At 62.8% G+C, this 19,244-nt stretch carries 19 protein-coding genes; 15 read left to right on the plus strand and 4 right to left on the minus strand.

Features of this window, described 5'->3' with window-relative positions:
- Position 1: 1 nt before the first annotated feature.
- The 14 genes from M3I53_RS21800 to M3I53_RS21865 all read left to right on the plus strand — a co-directional run bounded on the left by M3I53_RS21800 (position 2) and on the right by M3I53_RS21865 (position 14,487).
- Positions 2 to 934 (plus strand): electron transfer flavoprotein subunit alpha/FixB family protein, encoded by a 933-nt coding sequence (locus M3I53_RS21800; RefSeq protein ID WP_254317924.1) that lies wholly within the window; start codon positions 2 to 4, stop codon positions 932 to 934.
- 186 nt (positions 935 to 1,120) lie between these two features.
- Positions 1,121 to 2,479: an SRPBCC family protein gene (locus tag M3I53_RS21805; RefSeq protein ID WP_254317925.1), complete on the plus strand. Its 1,359-nt coding sequence runs from the start codon at positions 1,121 to 1,123 to the stop codon at positions 2,477 to 2,479.
- Positions 2,479 to 4,188 carry an FAD-binding protein gene (locus M3I53_RS21810; protein ID WP_254317926.1) on the plus strand — a complete coding sequence of 570 codons (1,710 nt, stop codon included), beginning with the start codon at positions 2,479 to 2,481 and terminating at the stop codon, positions 4,186 to 4,188. Before M3I53_RS21805 ends, M3I53_RS21810 begins: the two co-directional genes overlap by 1 nt.
- 16 nt (positions 4,189 to 4,204) lie before the next feature.
- Complete coding sequence (locus M3I53_RS21815; RefSeq protein ID WP_254317927.1) at positions 4,205 to 5,191, plus strand: thiamine pyrophosphate-dependent dehydrogenase E1 component subunit alpha; 987 nt, start codon at positions 4,205 to 4,207, stop codon at positions 5,189 to 5,191.
- Positions 5,188 to 6,180: an alpha-ketoacid dehydrogenase subunit beta gene (locus M3I53_RS21820; RefSeq protein ID WP_254317928.1), complete on the plus strand. Its 993-nt coding sequence runs from the start codon at positions 5,188 to 5,190 to the stop codon at positions 6,178 to 6,180. Before M3I53_RS21815 ends, M3I53_RS21820 begins: the two co-directional genes overlap by 4 nt.
- A gap of 44 nt (positions 6,181 to 6,224) precedes the next feature.
- Positions 6,225 to 6,455, plus strand: coding sequence for a lipoyl domain-containing protein (locus tag M3I53_RS21825; protein ID WP_254317929.1), 231 nt, complete (start codon positions 6,225 to 6,227; stop codon positions 6,453 to 6,455).
- 50 nt (positions 6,456 to 6,505) lie between these two features.
- The gene (locus M3I53_RS21830) at positions 6,506 to 7,321 is read left to right on the plus strand and encodes a 2-oxo acid dehydrogenase subunit E2 (RefSeq protein WP_254317930.1); all 816 of its coding nucleotides are present in this window, start codon (positions 6,506 to 6,508) and stop codon (positions 7,319 to 7,321) included.
- A 34-nt stretch (positions 7,322 to 7,355) separates the two neighbouring features.
- Positions 7,356 to 8,885 carry a class I adenylate-forming enzyme family protein gene (locus M3I53_RS21835; RefSeq protein ID WP_254317931.1) on the plus strand — a complete coding sequence of 510 codons (1,530 nt, stop codon included), beginning with the start codon at positions 7,356 to 7,358 and terminating at the stop codon, positions 8,883 to 8,885.
- 37 nt (positions 8,886 to 8,922) lie between these two features.
- Complete coding sequence (locus M3I53_RS21840) at positions 8,923 to 9,816, plus strand: crotonase/enoyl-CoA hydratase family protein (protein ID WP_254317932.1); 894 nt, start codon at positions 8,923 to 8,925, stop codon at positions 9,814 to 9,816.
- Entirely contained in the window at positions 9,806 to 10,627 is an 822-nt protein-coding gene (locus M3I53_RS21845; protein WP_254317933.1) for an enoyl-CoA hydratase/isomerase family protein, read from the plus strand. Before M3I53_RS21840 ends, M3I53_RS21845 begins: the two co-directional genes overlap by 11 nt.
- 77 nt (positions 10,628 to 10,704) lie before the next feature.
- Complete coding sequence (locus tag M3I53_RS21850) at positions 10,705 to 11,907, plus strand: acyl-CoA dehydrogenase family protein (protein ID WP_254317934.1); 1,203 nt, start codon at positions 10,705 to 10,707, stop codon at positions 11,905 to 11,907.
- Positions 11,908 to 11,909: 2 nt separating this feature from the next.
- Complete coding sequence (locus M3I53_RS21855; protein WP_254317935.1) at positions 11,910 to 13,052, plus strand: acyl-CoA dehydrogenase family protein; 1,143 nt, start codon at positions 11,910 to 11,912, stop codon at positions 13,050 to 13,052.
- 17 nt (positions 13,053 to 13,069) lie between these two features.
- Positions 13,070 to 13,912, plus strand: coding sequence for an SDR family oxidoreductase (locus M3I53_RS21860; RefSeq protein ID WP_254317936.1), 843 nt, complete (start codon positions 13,070 to 13,072; stop codon positions 13,910 to 13,912).
- Positions 13,909 to 14,487 carry a nuclear transport factor 2 family protein gene (locus M3I53_RS21865; RefSeq protein WP_254317937.1) on the plus strand — a complete coding sequence of 193 codons (579 nt, stop codon included), beginning with the start codon at positions 13,909 to 13,911 and terminating at the stop codon, positions 14,485 to 14,487. The genes M3I53_RS21860 and M3I53_RS21865 overlap by 4 nt, the downstream gene beginning before the upstream one ends.
- Before the next feature lie 40 nt (positions 14,488 to 14,527).
- Here M3I53_RS21865 and M3I53_RS21870 read toward each other — a convergent pair whose 3' ends face one another.
- The 4 genes from M3I53_RS21870 to M3I53_RS21885 form a co-directional block, all read right to left on the minus strand.
- A complete protein-coding gene (locus M3I53_RS21870; RefSeq protein ID WP_254317938.1) occupies positions 14,528 to 15,304 on the minus strand; it encodes an SDR family NAD(P)-dependent oxidoreductase in 777 nt (258 codons plus the stop codon).
- A gap of 5 nt (positions 15,305 to 15,309) precedes the next feature.
- A complete protein-coding gene (locus M3I53_RS21875; protein WP_254317939.1) occupies positions 15,310 to 15,630 on the minus strand; it encodes a 2Fe-2S iron-sulfur cluster-binding protein in 321 nt (106 codons plus the stop codon).
- A gap of 20 nt (positions 15,631 to 15,650) precedes the next feature.
- Positions 15,651 to 16,913, minus strand: coding sequence for an NAD(P)/FAD-dependent oxidoreductase (locus M3I53_RS21880; RefSeq protein ID WP_254317940.1), 1,263 nt, complete (start codon positions 16,911 to 16,913; stop codon positions 15,651 to 15,653).
- A 111-nt stretch (positions 16,914 to 17,024) separates the two neighbouring features.
- Complete coding sequence (locus tag M3I53_RS21885) at positions 17,025 to 17,753, minus strand: TetR/AcrR family transcriptional regulator (protein ID WP_254317941.1); 729 nt, start codon at positions 17,751 to 17,753, stop codon at positions 17,025 to 17,027.
- 162 nt (positions 17,754 to 17,915) lie between these two features.
- On the opposite strand from M3I53_RS21885, the gene M3I53_RS21890 reads away from it, so the two are divergent.
- Positions 17,916 to 19,160: a cytochrome P450 gene (locus tag M3I53_RS21890; RefSeq protein ID WP_254317942.1), complete on the plus strand. Its 1,245-nt coding sequence runs from the start codon at positions 17,916 to 17,918 to the stop codon at positions 19,158 to 19,160.
- Positions 19,161 to 19,244: the final 84 nt, after the last annotated feature.

Below are 19,244 nucleotides of genomic sequence, written 5' to 3' on the forward strand. Positions count from 1 at the left end.
CATGACCATTCTCGTTATCGCGGAACACGACAACGCAACCCTCAAGCGCGCCACGCTCAACGCTATCTCGGCGGCGGGCGCAGCGCCTGGCGACATTCACGTGCTGGTGGCGGGCCACGGCGCCGCGGCGGTCGTGGAGCAAGCGGCGAAAGTCGCGGGCGTTGCCGAGGTGCTCGTGGCGGAAGCACCCGAATACGCTCACGGGCTGCCGGAAAATCTCGCCTCGCTCGTTGTCTCGCTGGCCAGCGGCTATACGCACGTTATCGCCGCTTCCACGGCCGTGGGCAAGAACTTCATGCCCCGCGTGGCGGCGTTGCTCGACAGCGCGCAGATTTCCGATGTCGTCGCCTTCAAGGCGCCCGATGTCTTCGTGCGCCCGATCTACGCGGGCAATGCACTCGCAACGGTCCAATCGTCCGATGCCGTCAAGGTCATCACGATTCGCCCGACCGCTTTCGATGCGGCGCCCACGGGTTCGAGCGCTGCGCCCTCGCGCGCGGTTGCAGCGGCGCCGGCCTTCGATAAGGCCCGCTTTGTCGGGCAGGAACTCACGAGGTCGAGCCGGCCGGAGCTATCCGCGGCAAGCATCGTTGTTTCGGGTGGCCGCGGCATGCAGAACGGCGACAACTTCAAGCTTCTCGACGCACTCGCGGACAAGCTCGGCGCCGCCGTCGGCGCTTCGCGAGCGGCTGTCGACGCCGGCTTCGTGCCGAACGACTATCAGGTCGGCCAGACTGGCAAGATCGTCGCGCCCCAGTTGTATATCGCTGTGGGCATCTCGGGAGCCATTCAGCACCTTGCTGGCATGAAAGACTCGAAAGTCATCGTGGCCATCAACAAGGACAGCGAGGCACCGATTTTTCAGGTGGCCGACTACGGTCTCACCGCCGATCTCTTCGAAGCGGTGCCGGCGCTGACCGCGGCCCTCGATTGACGTTCGCCCGATTGACGTTCGCCCGGATTGACAGCAATCCGGGCGTGAGCCTAGCATCTGAACGCCGTTCACGGAAATTGCACTAATAGTTGCATATTGGTTATCGACCGGGCTGCAAGTCGAGCGGCCGCTACATAAAAAGCCGGAACCGGCGCCTACGCCGGCCATATCACGAAGGAGATATCAATGGGTAACAGAGGTTCCGCTTCGGGTGAACACACGGTCCGACTCGATTTCGTCCCGAAGGACAGTTACCTGTCGAAGCAGTTTCTCGAGCAGGAGAACGAGCGCCTGTGGCCGCGCGTATGGCAGGTTGCCTGCCGGCTGGAAGAGATTCCCAACGTTGGCGACTACGTGACCTTCGATGTGGCGGGCGAGTCGATCATCGTCGTGCGAAAGTCGGCTGAAGAGATCAAGGCTTTTTTCAACGTCTGCCAGCATCGCGGTCGCCGCCTGACCAATGGTTGCGGCAAGGCCGCAAAATTCCACTGCGCGTATCACGGTTGGCAGTGGAATCTGGACGGCAGCGTGGCGCGCGTGCTCGACCGTCAAGACTGGGAAGGCTGCTCGGAGATGACTGATGGCGATCTCCGCCTTACCGATGTCCTGGTGGACACGTGGGGCGGTTTCGTCTTCATCAACATGGACCCGAAGGCCGAACCGCTCGCTAGATTTCTCGAGCCGGTGCCGGAGATCACGAACTGTTTCGAGTTCGAGAAGATGCGCTACCGCTGGTACAAGTCGATTCGCCTGCCGTGCAACTGGAAGGTCGCGCTCGAAGCGTTCAACGAGGGTTATCACGTTGCGGCAACGCACCCGCAGTTGCTCGACGTAGCTGGCGACGACGTGACGCGCAGCTTTGCCTACGGCCGCCACGGCATGTTCGGGTACTCGACGGCCACGCGCATGATCGGTGCGCCGTCGCCGCGTACCGGCAAACCGATGCCGGAGGACGTGCGCCACGGACTCGTGAACTTCTTCCGTGTCATGGAAGAAACCCTCAAGGCGATCAACACCGCTCGTGACTATGAGGCCGCGAAGCGTTTGATGCACGAGATGTCTCCTTCTGGCAACCAGTTCGAAGTCCTTGGCAAAGCGATGGAATTCCAACGCGAAGCGGCCATTGCCGAGGGCGCGGGCTGGCCCGAAATCACGTTCGAGCAGCTCGGCCGCGCCGGCGCGGACTGGCACGTGTTTCCGAATCTCGTGTTTCTCCCGTACCCCGATGGCGCACTGTTCTATCGCGCGCGGCCGGACGGCGACAACCCCGATTCGTGCATTTACGACATCTGGTCGCTTCAGCGCTTCGCGCGAGGCGCGGAGCCGCCGCTGAAGCGCGAGTTCCATTACGGCGTGGACGACTGGAAAGAGAACGCACAGGAAAACTTCGGCCTGATTCTGTGGCAGGACTTCCAGAACATGACCAACGTGCAGCAGGGCATGAAGTCGCGCGGGTTCAAGGGTTCGCGCACGAATCCGCTGCAGGAAACGTCGGTGTCGAACTTCCATCGCGCGCTGCGCGAATTCATCGCGCAGGAGGAGTGATGTCGGGGACCTGGGACGCAAGCTACGATTTCGTGGTGGTCGGCAGCGGTGGCGGCTCGATGTGCGCGGCACTCGCCTGCAAATCGGTGGGCAAGGAGGCGCTCATCATCGAGAAGCTGCCGAAGGTCGGCGGCTCGACCGGTTATTCGGGAGGGGTCTGGTGGCTGCCCAACAATCACGTGATGAAGCGCCACGGCGTAAGCGATTCGTATGAACGCGCACGTCAGTACTTCGACGCGGCCGTGACCTATCAGGGCCCGGGCACATCGGAGGCGCGACGCGAGGCGTATCTGCGCACCGGGCCGAAGATGGCCGAGTTCCTCGAACAGCGCGGCATGGAGTTCGTGTACGCGGATGGCTGGTCCGACTACTACGACACGCTGCCCGGCGGCGAGCCGCGTGGCCGTTCGCTGTTGGCGAAGCTGTTCGACGTGAAGGAGCTTGGCGAATGGGCGCCGCGTCTGTCGCGCTACAAAGGCCCTTCGATGCCGGCCAACTCGGACGAATATCCGGAACTCTTTCTGATGAAGCGGACGTGGGGCGGCAAGCGCAAGGCAATGCAGCTTGGCGGCCGTATGCTCTATCAGAAGATCACGGGCAAAGAGCTGGTTGCCAACGGCGCGGCGATTCAGGGTCGCATGCTGCAGATGGCGCTGCGCGCGAACGTGCCGATCTGGACCGAAACGCCGGTTCGCGAACTCATTGTCGAGGACGGGCGTGTGACCGGCATCGTTGCGGTTCGCAGCGGCCGCGAGATGCGCATCCAGGCCCGTGAAGGCGTACTGCTCAACACCGGCGGCTTTTCACACAACGCGGAAATGCGCCGCAAATACCAGCCGCAGCCTTCATCAGCGGATTGGACGAACGCGAATCCGGGCGATACCGGCGAAATCCTGCAAGCCGCCATCGCGCTGGGTGGCGCCGTGGACTGCATGGAGGAAGCGTGGTGGGTCGTGACGTCGCTCGGCCCCAACGAAGAACTGCCCGAGGGCGCGCGCGCACCGGACGGCTCGCCGCTGCCGTTCATGCATCACCTCGATCTCTCGCTGCCGTTTTCCATCATGGTTGATCAGGATGGCGAACGCTTCTGCGACGAAGCGGGCGCCTACATGGAAATCGGCCAGCGCATGTACCGGCGCCACAAGGAGACCGGCAAGGCCGTGCCCGCGTGGGTCGTCATGGACAGCCGGCAGCGCAGGTACTACCCGTGGGGCACCGCCATGCCGGGGCAGATTCCTCAGAAGTGGCTCGACAGCGGCTACATGATCAAGGCCGATACGCTCGAAGAACTGGCCGCGAAATGCAATATCGACCGCGTCGGTTTGCTTGAGACGGTCAAGCGTTTTAACGGCTTCTGCGCAACGGGCGTCGACGAAGACTACGGGCGTGGTTCGCGCGCATTCGATCGCTGTCACGGCGACCCGACCATCAAGCCGAACCCGAACCTCGGGCCGATCGAGGAGGGCCCGTTCTACGCCGTGCGTATGTACCCCGGCGACGTAGGCACGGCGGGTGGCCTCGTGACCGACGAATACGCACGCGTGCTGAGGGATGACGGCACGCAGATTCCCGGCCTGTATGCCACCGGCAACTGCACGGCGTCCGTGGTCGGCCGCTGCTACCCGGGCGCGGGCAGCAGTATCGGCGCTTCGTTCGTATTTGGTTATATCGCGGCGCTGCATGCGAGCGGCGCGCCAAAAATCTGGTGAGACAGGAGAGATACGAATGAATGCCTATCAGCCGCCCAGCAGTGAAGTCCTGGTCGACATTTACCGGCGCATGGCACTCATCAAGCAGAACGATGAGCGCTTTCGTGCCGTCATCAAGTCCGGAAAACTGGTGATGCCGTATTACTCGCCGCGCGGCCAGGAAGTGATTCCCTCGGCGATGTCGGTGTGCCTCACCGACGACGATTACATCTGCACGATCTACCGCGGCGTTCACGACATGATCGCCAAGGGCGTGCCGCTCAAGGAACTGTGGGCCGAACTCGGCGGCCGCGTGACGGGCGCCTGTAAAGGCAAGGGCGGCCCGATGCACGTCACTCATCCCGCATCTGGCGTCATGGTGACCACGGGTATCGTGGGCAGCTCGATGCCCATTGCCAACGGTCTCGCGCTTGCAGCGCAGATCCGTGGCGAGTCGCGGGTGGCCGTGGCCTACTTCGGCGACGGCGCGTCGAATATCGGCGCATTCCACGAGTCGCTGAATATGGCGTCCGTGTGGAAGTTGCCGGTGATCTTCGTGTGCCAGAACAATGGCTACGCCGAGCACACCAAATACGCCTACGGCACTTCTGTGGCGAATATCGCGCAACGTGCCGTCGCGTATCAGATGCCCGGGGTCACGGTCAACGGCAACGATCCGATCGCGATGCACAAGGCGGCGCGCGACGCGGTCGATCGCGCGCGCAACGGCGGCGGCCCGACGCTCATCGAAGCGAATACGTTTCGCTTTCAGGGGCACGTGTTCGGGGACCCGGACGCGTACATGGACAAGCACGAAAAGGCGGCCTGGCTCGCCAAGGACCCCGTGCCGCTCTTCCGGCAGTGGCTCATCGACGCGAAGCACGCAACGGAAGAGCAACTGGCCGCGATGGAATCCGGTCACGAGGCCCAGATCGATGCAGCTGTCGAATTCACGTTGTCGAGCGAATATCCCGATGTTGCGGAGCTTCAGCGCGACATCTTCAAGGAGGAGGTGATCGCATGAGCCAGGCACCCACGAACATCAACACCATCCAGGCGGTCAACTACGCGCTCGACGACGCAATGGCCGCCGACGCCAATGTGATCGTGCTGGGTGAAGACGTTGCCGACGGCCAGGAAGGCGGCATTGTCGGTGTGACGAAGGGACTGTCTTCAAAATACGGCACGTCGCGCGTGCGTTCGACGCCGATCTCCGAGCAGGCCATCATTGGCGCGGCGATCGGCGCATCGCTGGTCGGCATGCGTCCCGTTGCGGAAATCATGCTGATGAACTTCACGACGGTCGCGATGGACATGATCGTCAATCACGCCGCGAAGCTGCGCTTCATGTCGGGCGGCCAGACCAATGTGCCGATCGTCATTCGCACCATGACGGGCGCGGGGTTCGGCACGGGTGGACAGCACGCTGACTACCTGGAGGCATGGTTCGCGCACGTTGCTGGCATCAAGGTCGTCGCCCCTTCCAACCCGGCCGATGCCTATGGCCTGATGCTGTCCTGCATCCGCGACGACGACCCGTGCCTCTTCATCGAGAACATGCCGTCCTACTGGAATCCCGGCAATGCGCCGGAGCGCGGCGTGGCGATTGCGCTTGGCAAGGCAAACGTGGTGCGCGCAGGCACCGACGTGACGGTGATCAGCTACAGCCGCCGCGTGCAGGAGGTCATGGTTGCCGCAGAGGCGCTCGCGAAAGACGGCATCGCGTGTGAAGTGATCGATTTGCGTACGGTCTCTCCGTTGGATACCGAGACGATTTTGACTTCGGTCGCCAAGACGGGGCGCGCCGTCGTCGTACACGAGGCGGTCAAGCCGTTCGGCGTGGGTGCGGAAATCGCTTCGCGCATTTACGAAGCGCTTTTCCGTGAACTCAAGGCGCCGGTGCAGCGCGTGGGCGCGCAATTCTGCCCTGTGCCGTTCTCCAAGCCGCTCGAGGACGCCTTCGTTCCGGGGGTAGCCGATATCGAAGCGGCGGTTCGCGCCACGTTGAAATGACAGCGGCGCACACCACGGATTTTCATCATCAATAGAGCAACGTCATGACCACACAAGTTCTGCTTCCAAAACTGGGCTTTTCGATGAACGAAGGCACGCTGGCCGAATGGCTGGCCCAAGACGGCGCAACCGTCAACGAAGGCCAGATTCTCTACGCGCTGGAGAGCGACAAATCGATTCAGGAAGTCGAGTCGCCGGCGTCGGGCACGCTGCGCATCGTTGCGCAGGTTGGAGAAGTGTATCCCGTCGGCACGCTGCTGGCGGAAATCGTCTGATCGGCTTCACGCCGTCAAATACTCAAAGGTCGTTTGAAGAGGCATCCGCGATGAGTGTCGAATCCGTTGCTAACCGGCCGCAGGCCAATGCGAATGCCGGACCCGGCGAACCCGTAACGCCCGCATTGGGTGCCAATTTGCCGCCCTGGCCGCAGGTCGACTTCGCCGAATTCGGCGAGGTGGAGATCAAGCCGGTCTCGCGCATCCAGAAGCTCACAGGGGCCTTCCTGTCGCGCAACTGGCTCACGATTCCGCATGTGACGCACCATGACGATGCGGATATCACATCGCTCGAAACGTGGCGCAAGGCGCGCAACGAGGCGAATGCGGCAGTGAAGCTCACACCGCTCGTCTTTCTCATCAAGGCGGTAGTGCGCGCCTTGCAAGAGTTTCCGCAATTCAATGCTTCGCTCGATGGCGATGGCAAGAACATCGTCCTCAAGAAGTACTTCCATATTGGGGTTGCGGTCGACACCCGCTTTGGACTGCTCGTGCCGGTGCTGCGAAACTGCGACAAGAAAAGCGTCGAGGAACTTGCAACCGAACTCGCGGCGATTTCCCTGAAGGCGCGCGAAAAAGGCCTTTCGATGGCGGAGATGTCTGGCGGCTGCTTTTCGATCAGTTCGCTCGGCGGCTTTGGGGGCACCGGCTTCACGCCTATCGTCAATGCGCCTGAGGTGGCGATTCTCGGCGTGACCAAAACACGGCTGACGGCCGTGCCCACGGAAGACGGCGGTATTAGCTGGCGCAAGATGTTGCCCCTCTCGCTGAGCTACGACCATCGCGTGATCAACGGAGCCGATGCGGCGCGCTTCGCCGCATTCATCGGGACCGTGCTGGCCGATCCGCAGGCGCTCGCAGGCTAAAAGAACGAAGTCACAAAACAACGACGGGACTGAAATGAGAACCCTTGGCGAGATGATCGAGCGAAACGCTCGCTTGCATGCCGACCACACGGCGCTCGTGTACGCTGAGCGTCGTTTAACGCACGCTGAGCTAGCCGAGCGCGCGCGCCGCTTTTCGGGGGCGCTATACGAGCGTGGTCTGCGGCGTCAGGATCGAGTTGCGATCCTCGCGATGAATTGTGCGGAGTACTACGAGAGCTACCGCGCATGCGAGTGGGCAGGCTTCATTCTGGCGACCGTCAATTTCCGGCTGGCGCCTGCGGAGATTCTTTATATCCTCAAGGATGCGGCGCCCAAGGCGCTCGTGTTCGAGGCGCAGTACGCGGATGTCGTGGACGGGCTGCGTTCGCAATTGCCAGAAATCGAGCAATACATCTGCATCGGCGACGCGCCGCAGTGGGCTGTTTCATTCGAAACGGTGGTGGACGAGGGCCCGCTGGAAGGGCCGCCGATCCGTTCGAACCCGCAAGACTACGCTTACCTGATGTACACGAGCGGCACCACGGGGCGTCCCAAGGGCGTCGTTCGCACGCACCACGCCATGTGCGTCACCGCGGAAAGCTGCGCGCTCGTCACGGAATTTTCCGGCAACACGCGCGTGCTGCAAACCACGCCGGCGTTCCATGTCGGCGGCATTGGCTTCGTCAATTCTGTGGCCTGGATGGGCGGCACGACGGTCGTGCATCGCGGCTTCGAGCCGAAGCAGATGCTCGAAACGATCGCCGAGGAACGTATCACCTTCACGTTCATGGTGGCCGCCATGCTTCAGGCGGTGCTCGACGTGCCGGAACTGTCGAGCTACGACGTATCGAGCATCGAGAACATCGTCACTGCCGCGGCACCCGTGCCTGCGCCGCTGCTTTCGCGTGGCATCCAGGCGCTCGGCCCCGTGTTTTCGGTTCAATACGGCATGACCGAGAGCAACGCATGCTGGTTGCCTTCTCACGAGGTCAAGCCGCACGGCTCGCCCGAACAGGTTCGACGCCTCGCATCGGTCGGGCGGCCGTGTCCCGGCATCGAGCTACGCATCGTCGACGACCACGGCAACGACTTGCCGCAAGGCCAGACGGGCGAGGTATGGCTGCGCTCGCAGACGCAACTGAGCGGCTACTGGAACAACAGCGTCGCGACAGTGGAAGCACTGCGAGACGGCTGGTATCGCTCCGGCGACATGGGCTATCAGGACAAGGACGGCTACGTCTTCCTCGTCGACCGCAAGAAGGACATGATCATTTCGGGCGGAGAGAACATTTACAGCCGTGAAGTCGAGGATGCACTGGTGCAGCATCCCGCAGTCGTCGACGTTGCCGTGATCGGGGTCCCGCATGAGAAGTGGGGCGAATGCGTCAAGGCGATCGTCGTTCTGCGCCGGGGCGAGCAAGCGAGCGAGGCCGAGCTGATCGAATTTTGTCGCGACCTGATCGCGAGCTACAAGTGCCCGAAAGCCATCGCGTTCGTCGACGAGCTACCGAGGTTGCCGACAGGCAAGATCAGCAAAGTGATTCTGCGCAAGCAGTTTGCGTAGTTGAACCGGTAATCGCTTCATTCAAAGAGAACCGATTATGGCCAAATGGCTCAAGAGTACAGAGTGCGTACAGTTCGAAGTCGCGGAGCGGGTTGCGCGCATCACACTGAATCGCCCGGACAAGCGCAATGCCATCAACAATGCGCTGCTGCAGGAACTCAAGGCGGCGTTGCTCGAAGCCGATGACCTGAAATCGGTCAACGTCATCGTGCTTTCGGGGGCGGGCCGCGACTTCTGCGCGGGCTACGACCTCGTGACGACCTATACGGACCGGGCGGCGGAAGCCGTCGATCCGGGTGAGTATCGCGGCACGATTCGCAGTTTCGACGACGACTGCTGGTCGATGGAGCGGCAGGCGGAGACGGTCAATCTGATGGCCGAAATCCACAAGCCGATCATCGCGCAGGTTCACGGCAACTGTCTTGCAGGCGGCACGGATCTCGCGCTCGCATGCGACATGGTGATCGCCGCCGACAACGCGAGAATCGGTTTTCCCGCTACGCGCGCCAACGGTTCGCCCCCTGCGCACATGTGGTTCTATCACGTCGGCCCTCAGTGGGCGAAACGTCTGCTGCTTTCCGGAGATTCGCTGACGGGAAGAGACGCGGCGAAAATCGGCCTCGTCATGGACGCGGTGCCTGCGGAGCAACTCGAAGCGGAGGCGGGCGAACTGGCGCGCCGTCTGTCTTTCGTCGACGCCGACCTGCTGGCGGCCAACAAGCGCATCGTCAACATCGGCTTGGAACTGGCCGGTTCGCGCACGCTCCAGCGGCTCGCCGTGGAGAACGACTCGCGGGCTCACCAGAGCCAGGGGCCGCGACGCGCGCAGTTCAAGGCAGATATGGAAGCGGTCGGGCTCAAGGAAGCGCTCAAGCGCCGCGACGAGCCTTTCGGCGACGGGATGATCCGCCTGCACGCTCGTGGCAGTTGACGAACCGAACTCGAACGAAGATCCGAACATCATGGACGTTGAACTCACATTGAACGGCGCGGTTGCGACGCTGTGCCTGAACCGCCCCGAGAAGCTCAATGCGCTGACGCCGGAAATGCTGGAGTTGATTCTCGGCCACCTCGATCGCATCGAGCAGGACCCGGAGATTCGCGCGGTCATTCTCACCGGCGCCGGCCGCGCTTTCTGCGCGGGCGCCGACATCAAAGGCAGCGGGGCCGCGCCGCCGCAAATGAGCGTTGCCCATGCGCGCGCTTCGATGGCCGTCTATCAGAAGATCGCGCTCAGACTGTACAACCTGAACAAGCCGATGGTCGCGGCTGTGCGGGGCGTTGCCGTGGGTATCGCATGGAGCTTCGCGCTGTGCGCGGACCAGTTGATCGTTGCCGATACGGCGCAGTTCATTCCCGCGTTCCTGATGCGCGCCACGCTGCCCGAAGGCGGCATGGTGCATCTGCTTGCGCGTCATTGCGGCGAGTTTCGCGCCAAGGAGATCATGTATCTGAATCGGCGGCTGACAGGCAAGGAAGCGCTCGATCTGCGCCTGGCGAGCCACTTCGTCGAGGACGGCGAGCTCGACGCGGCAGCCGCGAAGCTGGCCGGCGAACTGGCGGCCGGCCCGACCTTTTCGCTTGGCTTGACCAAGCAGTTGTTCCGGTTGAACACCGCAAGCATGGAAGAGTTTCTGGCCCAGGAACTGAACGCGGTAGCGCTCGCGGTGAATTCGGAAGACGCGGCGGAGGGCCGGCTGGCGGCGAGAGAGAAGCGAGCGCCTGCCTTCCGTGGCCGCTAAGTGGGGCGCCTGCACGAGCAGCGCGAGCCCGGCTAGTCCGATATACGGGTGCGTAAGAGATTCTGGAGTCGGGAAAAATGAATTTTGCTTATAGCAAGGAAGACGAAGCGTTTCGTCAGGAAGTGCGCCAGTTCTTCAAGGAGCATGCACCCGCCGATATCTCACGCCGGTGGCGCGTTGGCGTGCATCCGCCTGCGCGCGACGACATTCGCAAGTGGCAGGGCATTCTGTACGAACGTGGCTGGGGTGCGCCCCATTTGCCGGTCGAGCATGGCGGCACCGACTGGAGCGGGTTTCGCAAGCATATCTTCATGGAAGAGCTGTACAACGCCGACGCCATGGACTACAGCTGGCAGTCCACGCATATGGTCGCGCCCGTCATCATCGCGTTCGGTTCGGCCTGGCAAAAGGAGCGCTTCCTCAAGCCGCTCCTGCGTGGCGACGAATTTTGGTGCCAGGGATTCTCGGAACCGAACGCGGGCTCCGACCTCGCCGGGTTGAGAACCACCGCGGTACTCGAGGGCGACGAGTACGTCATCAACGGCCAGAAGATCTGGACCAGCGACGCCACCATTGCCGACTGGGGATTCTTTCTCGTCAAGACCGATACGACCGTCAAGCCGCAGCGAGGAATCTCGTTCCTGCTCGTCAAGATGGACACGCCGGGCATTACCGTGCGTCCGATCGTGTCGATCGAAGGCGGCAGGGGTCTGAACGAGGTGTTCCTCGAAAACGTCCGCGTACCGAAGGCGCATCTCGTCGGTGAGGCCGGCATGGGGTGGACCTATGCGAAGTACTTGCTGGAGAAGGAGCGCACGACGAGCGCGTTCCTGTACTTCAACAAGCGTGAGTTGCAACGTGCGAAGGACATTGCCGCTCAGGAGATGGTCGATGGCGTGCGGCTGGTCGATACAGCCGGGTTCGCGCGCAAGGTTGCGGAGGTCGAAGCGGATCTCATGGCGCTCGAGTGGTCGGTGCTGCGCATCCTCGCCGAAGAGAAGAGCGAGCGCAACCTCGATGCCGTAGTGTCCGCGCTCAAGATCAGCGGGTCGGAATTGCAGCAGCGCGTGACGCAGCTCCAGATGGACGCGCTCGGTCCCCGCGTGATGCGCTTCGACGACCACAGCGGCGCATACGCCGATCCCGAGGTCGACGAAAACTGGCCCGATTACGTGGGCGGCCGCACGTCGGGCTATCTCATCGCTCGCGCATCCACCATTTACGGCGGTGCGCGCGAGGTGCAGAAGAACATCATCGCCAAACTCGCATTTGGACTGTAGCCATGGACTTCAACTTCTCCGAAGAACAATTGATGCTCAAGGATGGCGCGCAGCGCTACGTCCAACAGGAGTATGGATTCGAGGCGCGCACGCACATCGCGGCGCAGCAGGAGGGCTTCAGCCGCGAGCATTGGCGCACATACGCCGAGCTTGGCTGGCTCGGGCTAACCATGCCGGAAGAGGTTGGCGGCCTCGGGTGTTCGTTTATCGAAATGGCGATCCTGATGGAGGCGCTCGGCCGCGGCATGGCGCTCGAGCCGGTCGTGCAAACGGCGCTGCTTTGCGCCACGATCATCGAACGAGGCGACTCGCAGCCACAGCGCGAGACGCTGTTGCCTGCAGTCATCGAAGGCAAGTTACTGCTTTCGCTGGCGGATAGCGAAGCGGGCAGTCGCTACAAGGTGGGTTGCCATGCGCGGACCCAAGCTCGCAGAACGTCTTCGGGATACCTGATCAGTGGCGCGAAGACGCTGGTGCTGGCCGGCGAGTCCGCAGATCAACTGCTCGTGACCGCGCGAGTGGAAAGCGCATCGCAAGGCGTTGCCGTGTTTCTTGTCGACCGTCGCGCTGCCGGCGTCACGTGCCGGTCGTATCGCTTGCTCGACGGCTCGCGTGCGGCGGATATCGACCTGCACGACGTCGAGGTCGGCGACGATGCGCTGATTGTCGGACCGCAGCGCGCGCTGGAGGTGCTCACGCAGGCAACGGAACTCGCTATTCTCGCGAGCGTGGCCGAGAACCTCGGCATGATGGAAGCGGTGATGGCCATAACTTCGGAGTACATCAAGGGACGCTCGCAGTTCGGCCAGCCCATCGGCAAGTTCCAGGCATTGCAGCATCGCATGGCGGAGATGTTCGTCGCCACGCAGGAAGCACGCTCGATGTTGTACTGCGGGATCGCGCATCTCGACCGGCCGCCGGCCGAACGCAGCCGCGCCATCTCGGCGGCCAGGGCGGTTGCCGCGCGTGCCAATCGCTTCGTTTGCGCGCAGGGCATCCAGTTGCACGGCGGCATGGGGCTGACCGAGGAATATCCGGTCGGCCATTACTTCCGCAAGATGGCGATGATGGAAAAGATGTTCGGCGATATCGACTTTCATCTCGACCGCGTTGCGGCAAGCAACCGCACACCGGTAACGGCGTGAGCCCGGAGGAGCAGATCGTGCAACGCGTGAAAGACAAGATTGCGATTGTGACCGGGGCCGCATCGGGTATCGGCGCTGCTTGCGCCGCGAGGCTCGCGCAGGAAGGCGCCTTGCTGGTCGTGGCGGATCTGAATCTCGAAGGCGCGCAGGAGCAGGTTCGCCGTATCAAGGAGTCGGGCGGCCAGGCGGTTGCTGCGCGTGTCGATATCGGTGAAGAAAGCTCGATCGATGCGTTGTTCGATCTGACGCTCGAGACCTGGGGCGGCCTCGATATCCTGCACAACAACGCTGCCGCCACGTCGCTTTCCAGTACGGTCGACGCGGCGGTCGAGGCCGTCGACGTCGCCGTCTGGGACGACACGATGCGCATCAATCTTCGCGGCACCATGCTGGCTTCGCGGCGCGCGCTGCCGCTCATGCGCTCGCGCGGCGGCGGTTCGATCATCAATACCTCTTCGGGCTCCGCTCAGGCGGGTGCGCTGGGGTACAGCGCCTATGGTGTCTGCAAGGCGGGCATTGAAAATTTGACGCGCTACATCGCCGCGCAGCATGGCAAGGAAGGCATACGCTGCAACGCGATTGCTCCCGGGCTGATCGTCACACCTGTGACTCAGGCGTACTACGCGGGCGAACTCGGCGAAATGATGCTCAGCCACCATCTCACGCGTCGCCTCGGGCTGCCCGAGGATATTGCGCACGCGCTCGTGTATCTCGCTTCGGACGAGGCCGTGTTCGTCACGGGACAAGTGTTCAATGTCGATGGCGGACTGCTTTCTCACCAGCCGTACTATGCTGACGAAATCCGCGCACGTTCGGCCAACGCGGCCAGCGCGGCCAACGTGGCGAAGGGGGCGGCATGACGACGGACCCCAGCCTTCTGGCGCGCGTCGAACGCATCGAGGCGCAGCTCGCCATTCAGCAGTTGCCGGTGCGGTACGCGCTCGCGGTAGATTCGCGCGATCTGGACAGCCTCGTGCAACTGTTCGCCGAAGACGTCGATTGCGGCCGCTGGGGCGTGGGGCGCGCTGCGCTGAAAACGTTCTACGGGTCCGAACATATCCTGCGCGGCTTTTATCGCAGCATCCACCAGATCTGCGGCCACGCAGTCGATTTCATCGATCCCGACCACGCGACGGGAAGCGTATATTGCCGCGCGGAGCACGAGGACAACGGCTCGTGGGTGGTGATGGCGATCTGTTACTTCGATCACTATGTGCGGCGCGACGGGCAGTGGTATTTCGAGCGGCGCGAAGAACAGCACTGGTATTCGACGGACTGGCTCTCACGTCCCGGCGCGCCGCGCTTCCAGAACTGGCCAGGCAAATATGAGGGCGACCGCTACGAGCCGCGTCTTCCGCAGGGCTTTCCGACGTGGGCGGCGTTCTGGAGCAAAAGCGAACAGCACGCCATCGATGCATTGACGAAGGCGCCCTAGGCGCGGTTGCGCCTTCGGCGTTAGCGGAGGTGCGCGTGCATCAAAGCGCCGCTTCCCCGCGCAAGAGCACGTCGGCGCCACCGTCTGCGAAGGGAACCTGGCCCACCATGTAGGCGTTAGCCGCACTGGCGAGGAACGCAAGGAGCGGAATGATCTGCTCAGCGCTCGCATAGTCCCGTACGGCGGTGGGCACACCGGCTGCAAGCGCCTCGCGGCCCTCGGCAGTTTCCAGCAGCGGCGCGACCATCGGCGTTTTCACAATGCCCGGCGCGATCCCGTTCAGCAGCACACCTTGGTCCGCCCAGCCGGGCAGCACCGCCGTGCGCCGTAGCCATTGCGTCAGCGCGCGTTTGGACGACGCATAGCATTGCGCGCCGATTTTTGCGGCCTGTTCCCTCGCGGCAGTTTCGTCGCCGTCGAGGCACAATTCGACAAGGCGCGTATCGACGGGATGAAGCGAGGCCAGTGAAGAGATCACCACGACGCGGGGCTGCGTGCCACGCTGGAGGAGCGGCAACAGGCGCGGCAGCAAGTCCGCAACGCCGAAATAATTCACCGATACCAGCGTATCGCCAGCGACGGGGGGAGATACCCCGGCGCACGCGACCACCGCGTCGATCGATGGCGCAATCTCCTGCACGCGCGCGACAAGCGCCACGCGTGCCGCCGGGTCGGCGAGATCCGAACACACATGGGCATTGTGCAGATCGACGCCAATCACCCGTTCGCCGAGTGCCGTCAAATGACGGGCGAGCGCAGCGCCCATGCCGGAAGCCGCGCCGGTGATCAGCGTCGTGCGGGGTGCGTGCGCACTCATGATGCTCAAGCCCCCGAGCCGGGCAGACGCACTACCAGGCCGTCCAGTTCCGGCGTCATGAAGATCTGGCACGTCAGACGGCTGTTTTCGCGCACGTCCATTGCGCAGGTGAGCATGTCCACTTCATAGGACTCGGCCCCTGGCATGTGGCCGCGCCAGGCTTCGTCGACGTAGGCGTGGCAGGTCGCGCAGCTGCAGCTGCCGCCACAATCGCCAAGAATGCCGGGAATCTGGTTGTTCACGGCCGTTTGCATGACCGAGTCGCCAACGTTGGCGCTCACGGCGGCTTCGCTGCCGTCCGGCTGGATGAATCGAATGAGCGGCATGGCTTCTGGACCTCTGAAATTTAGGTGGACTGGGGAAGCAGACTTTTCAACGGGATCGACTCGTCGGCGAGATCAGCTGCGCGAACCGGAATTTTCTCGGCAACAAATCGCTTGGCGAGCATGAATTCGGGCGCGCGGCTCACGGTATCGGCAGCGAGCATGACGCCGTCCTTGAGATAAAACGCCGAGAACGAGCGGGTTTCTGGACTGCCGCGCAGCACGAATTCGTCGTAGCCCTGGGACAGGCCGACCATCTTGAGCTTCAGATCGTATTGATCGGACCAGAACCACGGCACGCTGTCATAGACGCGCTCCTTGCCGCACAACGCCGCCGCCGCGGTGCGGGCCTGCTCCAGCGCATTGGGCACCGACTCCAGACGCAGGCGGCGGCCAAGCGTTGGGTTGGGGTGGTTGGTGCAATCGCCCACCGCGAAAATGTCCAGATCGGAGGTACGCGTATGCTCGTCCACCACAATGCCGTTGTCGACGGCGAGCCCCGCGGCCTGCGCGAGTTCGGTGGCGGGCTCCAGTCCCACGCCGACGATGACGAGATCCGCCGCGACGCGGGTGCCGTCCGCGCAGCACACGGCGGCAACTGCGTCGCCGGATGCGTCGAGTTCGAATCCGCTCACGATCGCATTCGTGCGAATGTCGACTCCGGCCTCGCGGTGCACTTTCTCGTAGAACGCGGAAAGCTCCGGCGCCGTGACGCGCGCGAGCACACGCGGCAAAGCCTCGAGCACGGTGACGTGCAAGCCGCGCTTCACGGCCACGGCGGCGACTTCGAGGCCGACATATCCGCCGCCGATGATCACGAGGCGCGAGCCCGCATGAAACTGGTTTCGAATGCGCGCTACGTGATCGAGCGTGCGAAGGTAGTGGAAGTTCTGCAGCTTCTCGATAGCTTCGATACCCGGCAACGCGAGCCGCCGCGCGCGGCCGCCGGTGGCCAGAACGAGCTTCGCGTAGCTGATCTCGCTGCCATTGGAAAGCGTGACCCGTTTCGTCTCGCGGTCGATGTGCTCCGCGCGCGTAGCGGGTATGAACTCGACGCGTGCCTTGTCGTATGTCGACAGCGGTTTCAGGTACAGCTGCTCGGCGGTCGATTCGCCCGACAGGAACGCCTTTGAAAGCGGCGGCCGCTGGTACGGCAAGTGCGGTTCTTCTCCCACCATCACGATGCGCCCCGTCCATCCCTGGTCGCGAATTGCGGTCGCGCACTCTCCCGCAGCATGACCCGCGCCGACGATCAGCGCGATGTTTTCTGCGTCCACAGCTGTCATAAGGCGAACTCCGTCTCGCATGGCCGCGCGCGCTGCGGCCTCAGTTATTTTGAATGATGTTCTAAATTGTGAACGACGATCGGCGCGACTGTCAATGCTCATCAACCCCGCTCATGCCCGCCGTGGGTCCCGCGCGGAGTTGACCATCGCTTCGATGCCGCCAACCGCAAAGCGGATCAAATAGGTACGCATGCGCTCGATATGTTGTGCCGAAAGCGCGCGCGTCCCCGATCGGGCTTCCTTCGCGTACAGCTCGTTGAGTACCAGATGAAACACGGACTCGACGAAATGCTGCACGAGCTCGACAGTTTCACGTGTGGCGCCAGGCAGCGCCTTGGCGAAGGCGTCGCGGTAGCGCGCAGCCGCCGGCGCGTACTGGTCATAGAACGGCGCCGAGAGGTCGGGGCGCTCGAGCAGGCAGCCGATCTGGGTCAGCAGGCGCAGATAATTTTGCCACCCAGGGTCGCCGCTTTTCAGGTGCGCAAAGGCAGGCGCGGAAAGCGCGGTCACGATGGCTTCCACATCGGGTCGATCGCGATGCAACGGAGCGAGCGCCGCTTCCAGCGATTCGATCACCTGCTGGCTGATCAAGGTTGCGCGGCGGCCGATCGCCTGCTGGAACAGGGCGTCCTTGCTGCCGAAGTGGTAGCGCGCGAGGCTCAGTTCCATGCCGCAGCCCTGCATGATGTCGCGAATCGACGTACCGAAGTAACCGTGCATCGCGAACAGCCTTTCGGCCGTATCCAGAATGCGCTCGGGCGTTGTGCTGCGAGCCGAAGCGCGAGGCTCCTTGTTATCGGCTGCCGGGCTGCTGGCGGCTTGGGTATTCCTCGACGACATAGTTTCCCTTTCATTACGGGCGCAATCCGGTCAAGCGCCGGCAGCCCCTTCAACCGAATGATAAAACGGTCTTGCACAATCGTGCAAAATCGAACATAGTTCAACTATAGGTACTTTCGGCTGCCGGTACCTGCAATCGAACGACTAATGGAGACTGGAATCATGGCTGTCGCGCTGCGACTTGAAGACTTCGACGATCCGACGTTCAACCCCTTTTTCGAGGATTCGCTCGCTTACGGAGCCGATGCCAACCCGTATCCCCGCATTGCCGAGCTACGCGACAAAGGCACGGTCCAGGAAGGGGACTATCGTGTGTTGATGGGCGGTGCGGCGGACCTGACGATGTCCGACGTGGCGCATTACTGCGTATTCGGATACGACGAGGTTGCGCAGGTTCTCGGCGATCCGGCGACGTTCTCGAACAAGTCGTACGAGCGCAATATCGGCATCAGCTTCGGACGCAGTATTTCGACGATGGACGTGCCCGAACACCCGCGCTACCGCCGCATTTTCCAGAAAGCATTCTTGCCGCACACCGTGGCGGCATGGGGCGACACACTGGTCGATCCCGTGGTGAGCGAACTGATGTCGAAGTTCGTGGATCGCGGGCATGCGGATCTTGTCGAGGAGTTCACGCTTCACTATCCGTTCAATATCATCTATCGCCAGCTCGCATTGCCGCCGGCAGACGTGAAGGTCTTCCACAAGCTGGCGATCGCACAGACCCTGGTTTCGATCGACGTGGCGCACGGCGTGGAGGCGTCGACGAAGCTGGGCGCTTATTTCGCGCAACTCGTCGAGGCGCGCCGCAGCAAGCCCGGCGACGATCTTGTCAGCGCGCTGGCCACCGCGGAAGTCGATGGCGAATTGCTGCCGGACGAGGTCGTTATTTCGTTCCTGCGCCAACTCGTGAATGCGGGCGGCGACACCACCTATCGCGCAACCAGCGTGCTGCTGCTCGCATTGCTGCGCGATCCCGCGCAGCTCGAAGCGGTGCGCCAGGATCGTACGCTGGTCGCGCAGGCGATCGAAGAGGCCCTGCGCTGGGACGGCCCCGTATTGATGCAGTCGCGCATGGCGACGCGTGACGTCACGCTCGGTGGCGTCGAGATTCCCGCAGGCGCATTTCTCGACGTGCTGGCGGGCAGCGCCAATCGCGATCCCAGCCGCTTCCCCGATCCGGACAAGTTCGACATCTATCGCAAACCGGCTCACCGGCATTTCGCGTTCGCCTATGGACCTCACGTGTGCATTGGTCAACACCTCGCGCGTGTGGAGATGACGCGCGCGCTCAACGCGATTCTCGACCGGCTGCCAAATCTTCGTCTCGATCCAGCCGCGCAGGCTCCGCAGATCAACGGCATCATGATGCGCGTTCCGCATTCGATTCCCGTCGTCTTCGGCTAATCAAAACAAAGCGGGCCTCATGGGCTTTGCACGGGGCCGACCGATAAGGCAAGTGCCGCCGGCCAGCTCGCGCATGGAGCTGCC

Origin of the sequence: Paraburkholderia sp. CNPSo 3272, assembly GCF_024206495.1 — a bacterium.
Classification (GTDB): domain Bacteria; phylum Pseudomonadota; class Gammaproteobacteria; order Burkholderiales; family Burkholderiaceae; genus Paraburkholderia.

What these genes read in the sequence shown, in the direction of transcription:
- M3I53_RS21890 (WP_254317942.1), top strand. Translation starts at nt 17,916, where the DNA reads ATGGCTGTCGCGCTGCGACTTGAAGACTTCGACGATCCGACGTTCAAC.
- M3I53_RS21800 (WP_254317924.1), top strand. Translation starts at nt 2, where the DNA reads ATGACCATTCTCGTTATCGCGGAACACGACAACGCAACCCTCAAGCGC.
- M3I53_RS21875 (WP_254317939.1), bottom strand. Translation starts at nt 15,630, where the DNA reads ATGCCGCTCATTCGATTCATCCAGCCGGACGGCAGCGAAGCCGCCGTG.
- M3I53_RS21830 (WP_254317930.1), top strand. Translation starts at nt 6,506, where the DNA reads ATGAGTGTCGAATCCGTTGCTAACCGGCCGCAGGCCAATGCGAATGCC.
- M3I53_RS21805 (WP_254317925.1), top strand. Translation starts at nt 1,121, where the DNA reads ATGGGTAACAGAGGTTCCGCTTCGGGTGAACACACGGTCCGACTCGAT.
- M3I53_RS21820 (WP_254317928.1), top strand. Translation starts at nt 5,188, where the DNA reads ATGAGCCAGGCACCCACGAACATCAACACCATCCAGGCGGTCAACTAC.
- M3I53_RS21850 (WP_254317934.1), top strand. Translation starts at nt 10,705, where the DNA reads ATGAATTTTGCTTATAGCAAGGAAGACGAAGCGTTTCGTCAGGAAGTG.
- M3I53_RS21815 (WP_254317927.1), top strand. Translation starts at nt 4,205, where the DNA reads ATGAATGCCTATCAGCCGCCCAGCAGTGAAGTCCTGGTCGACATTTAC.
- M3I53_RS21880 (WP_254317940.1), bottom strand. Translation starts at nt 16,913, where the DNA reads ATGACAGCTGTGGACGCAGAAAACATCGCGCTGATCGTCGGCGCGGGT.
- M3I53_RS21840 (WP_254317932.1), top strand. Translation starts at nt 8,923, where the DNA reads ATGGCCAAATGGCTCAAGAGTACAGAGTGCGTACAGTTCGAAGTCGCG.
- M3I53_RS21855 (WP_254317935.1), top strand. Translation starts at nt 11,910, where the DNA reads ATGGACTTCAACTTCTCCGAAGAACAATTGATGCTCAAGGATGGCGCG.
- M3I53_RS21825 (WP_254317929.1), top strand. Translation starts at nt 6,225, where the DNA reads ATGACCACACAAGTTCTGCTTCCAAAACTGGGCTTTTCGATGAACGAA.
- M3I53_RS21870 (WP_254317938.1), bottom strand. Translation starts at nt 15,304, where the DNA reads ATGAGTGCGCACGCACCCCGCACGACGCTGATCACCGGCGCGGCTTCC.
- M3I53_RS21810 (WP_254317926.1), top strand. Translation starts at nt 2,479, where the DNA reads ATGTCGGGGACCTGGGACGCAAGCTACGATTTCGTGGTGGTCGGCAGC.
- M3I53_RS21865 (WP_254317937.1), top strand. Translation starts at nt 13,909, where the DNA reads ATGACGACGGACCCCAGCCTTCTGGCGCGCGTCGAACGCATCGAGGCG.
- M3I53_RS21835 (WP_254317931.1), top strand. Translation starts at nt 7,356, where the DNA reads ATGAGAACCCTTGGCGAGATGATCGAGCGAAACGCTCGCTTGCATGCC.
- M3I53_RS21885 (WP_254317941.1), bottom strand. Translation starts at nt 17,753, where the DNA reads ATGTCGTCGAGGAATACCCAAGCCGCCAGCAGCCCGGCAGCCGATAAC.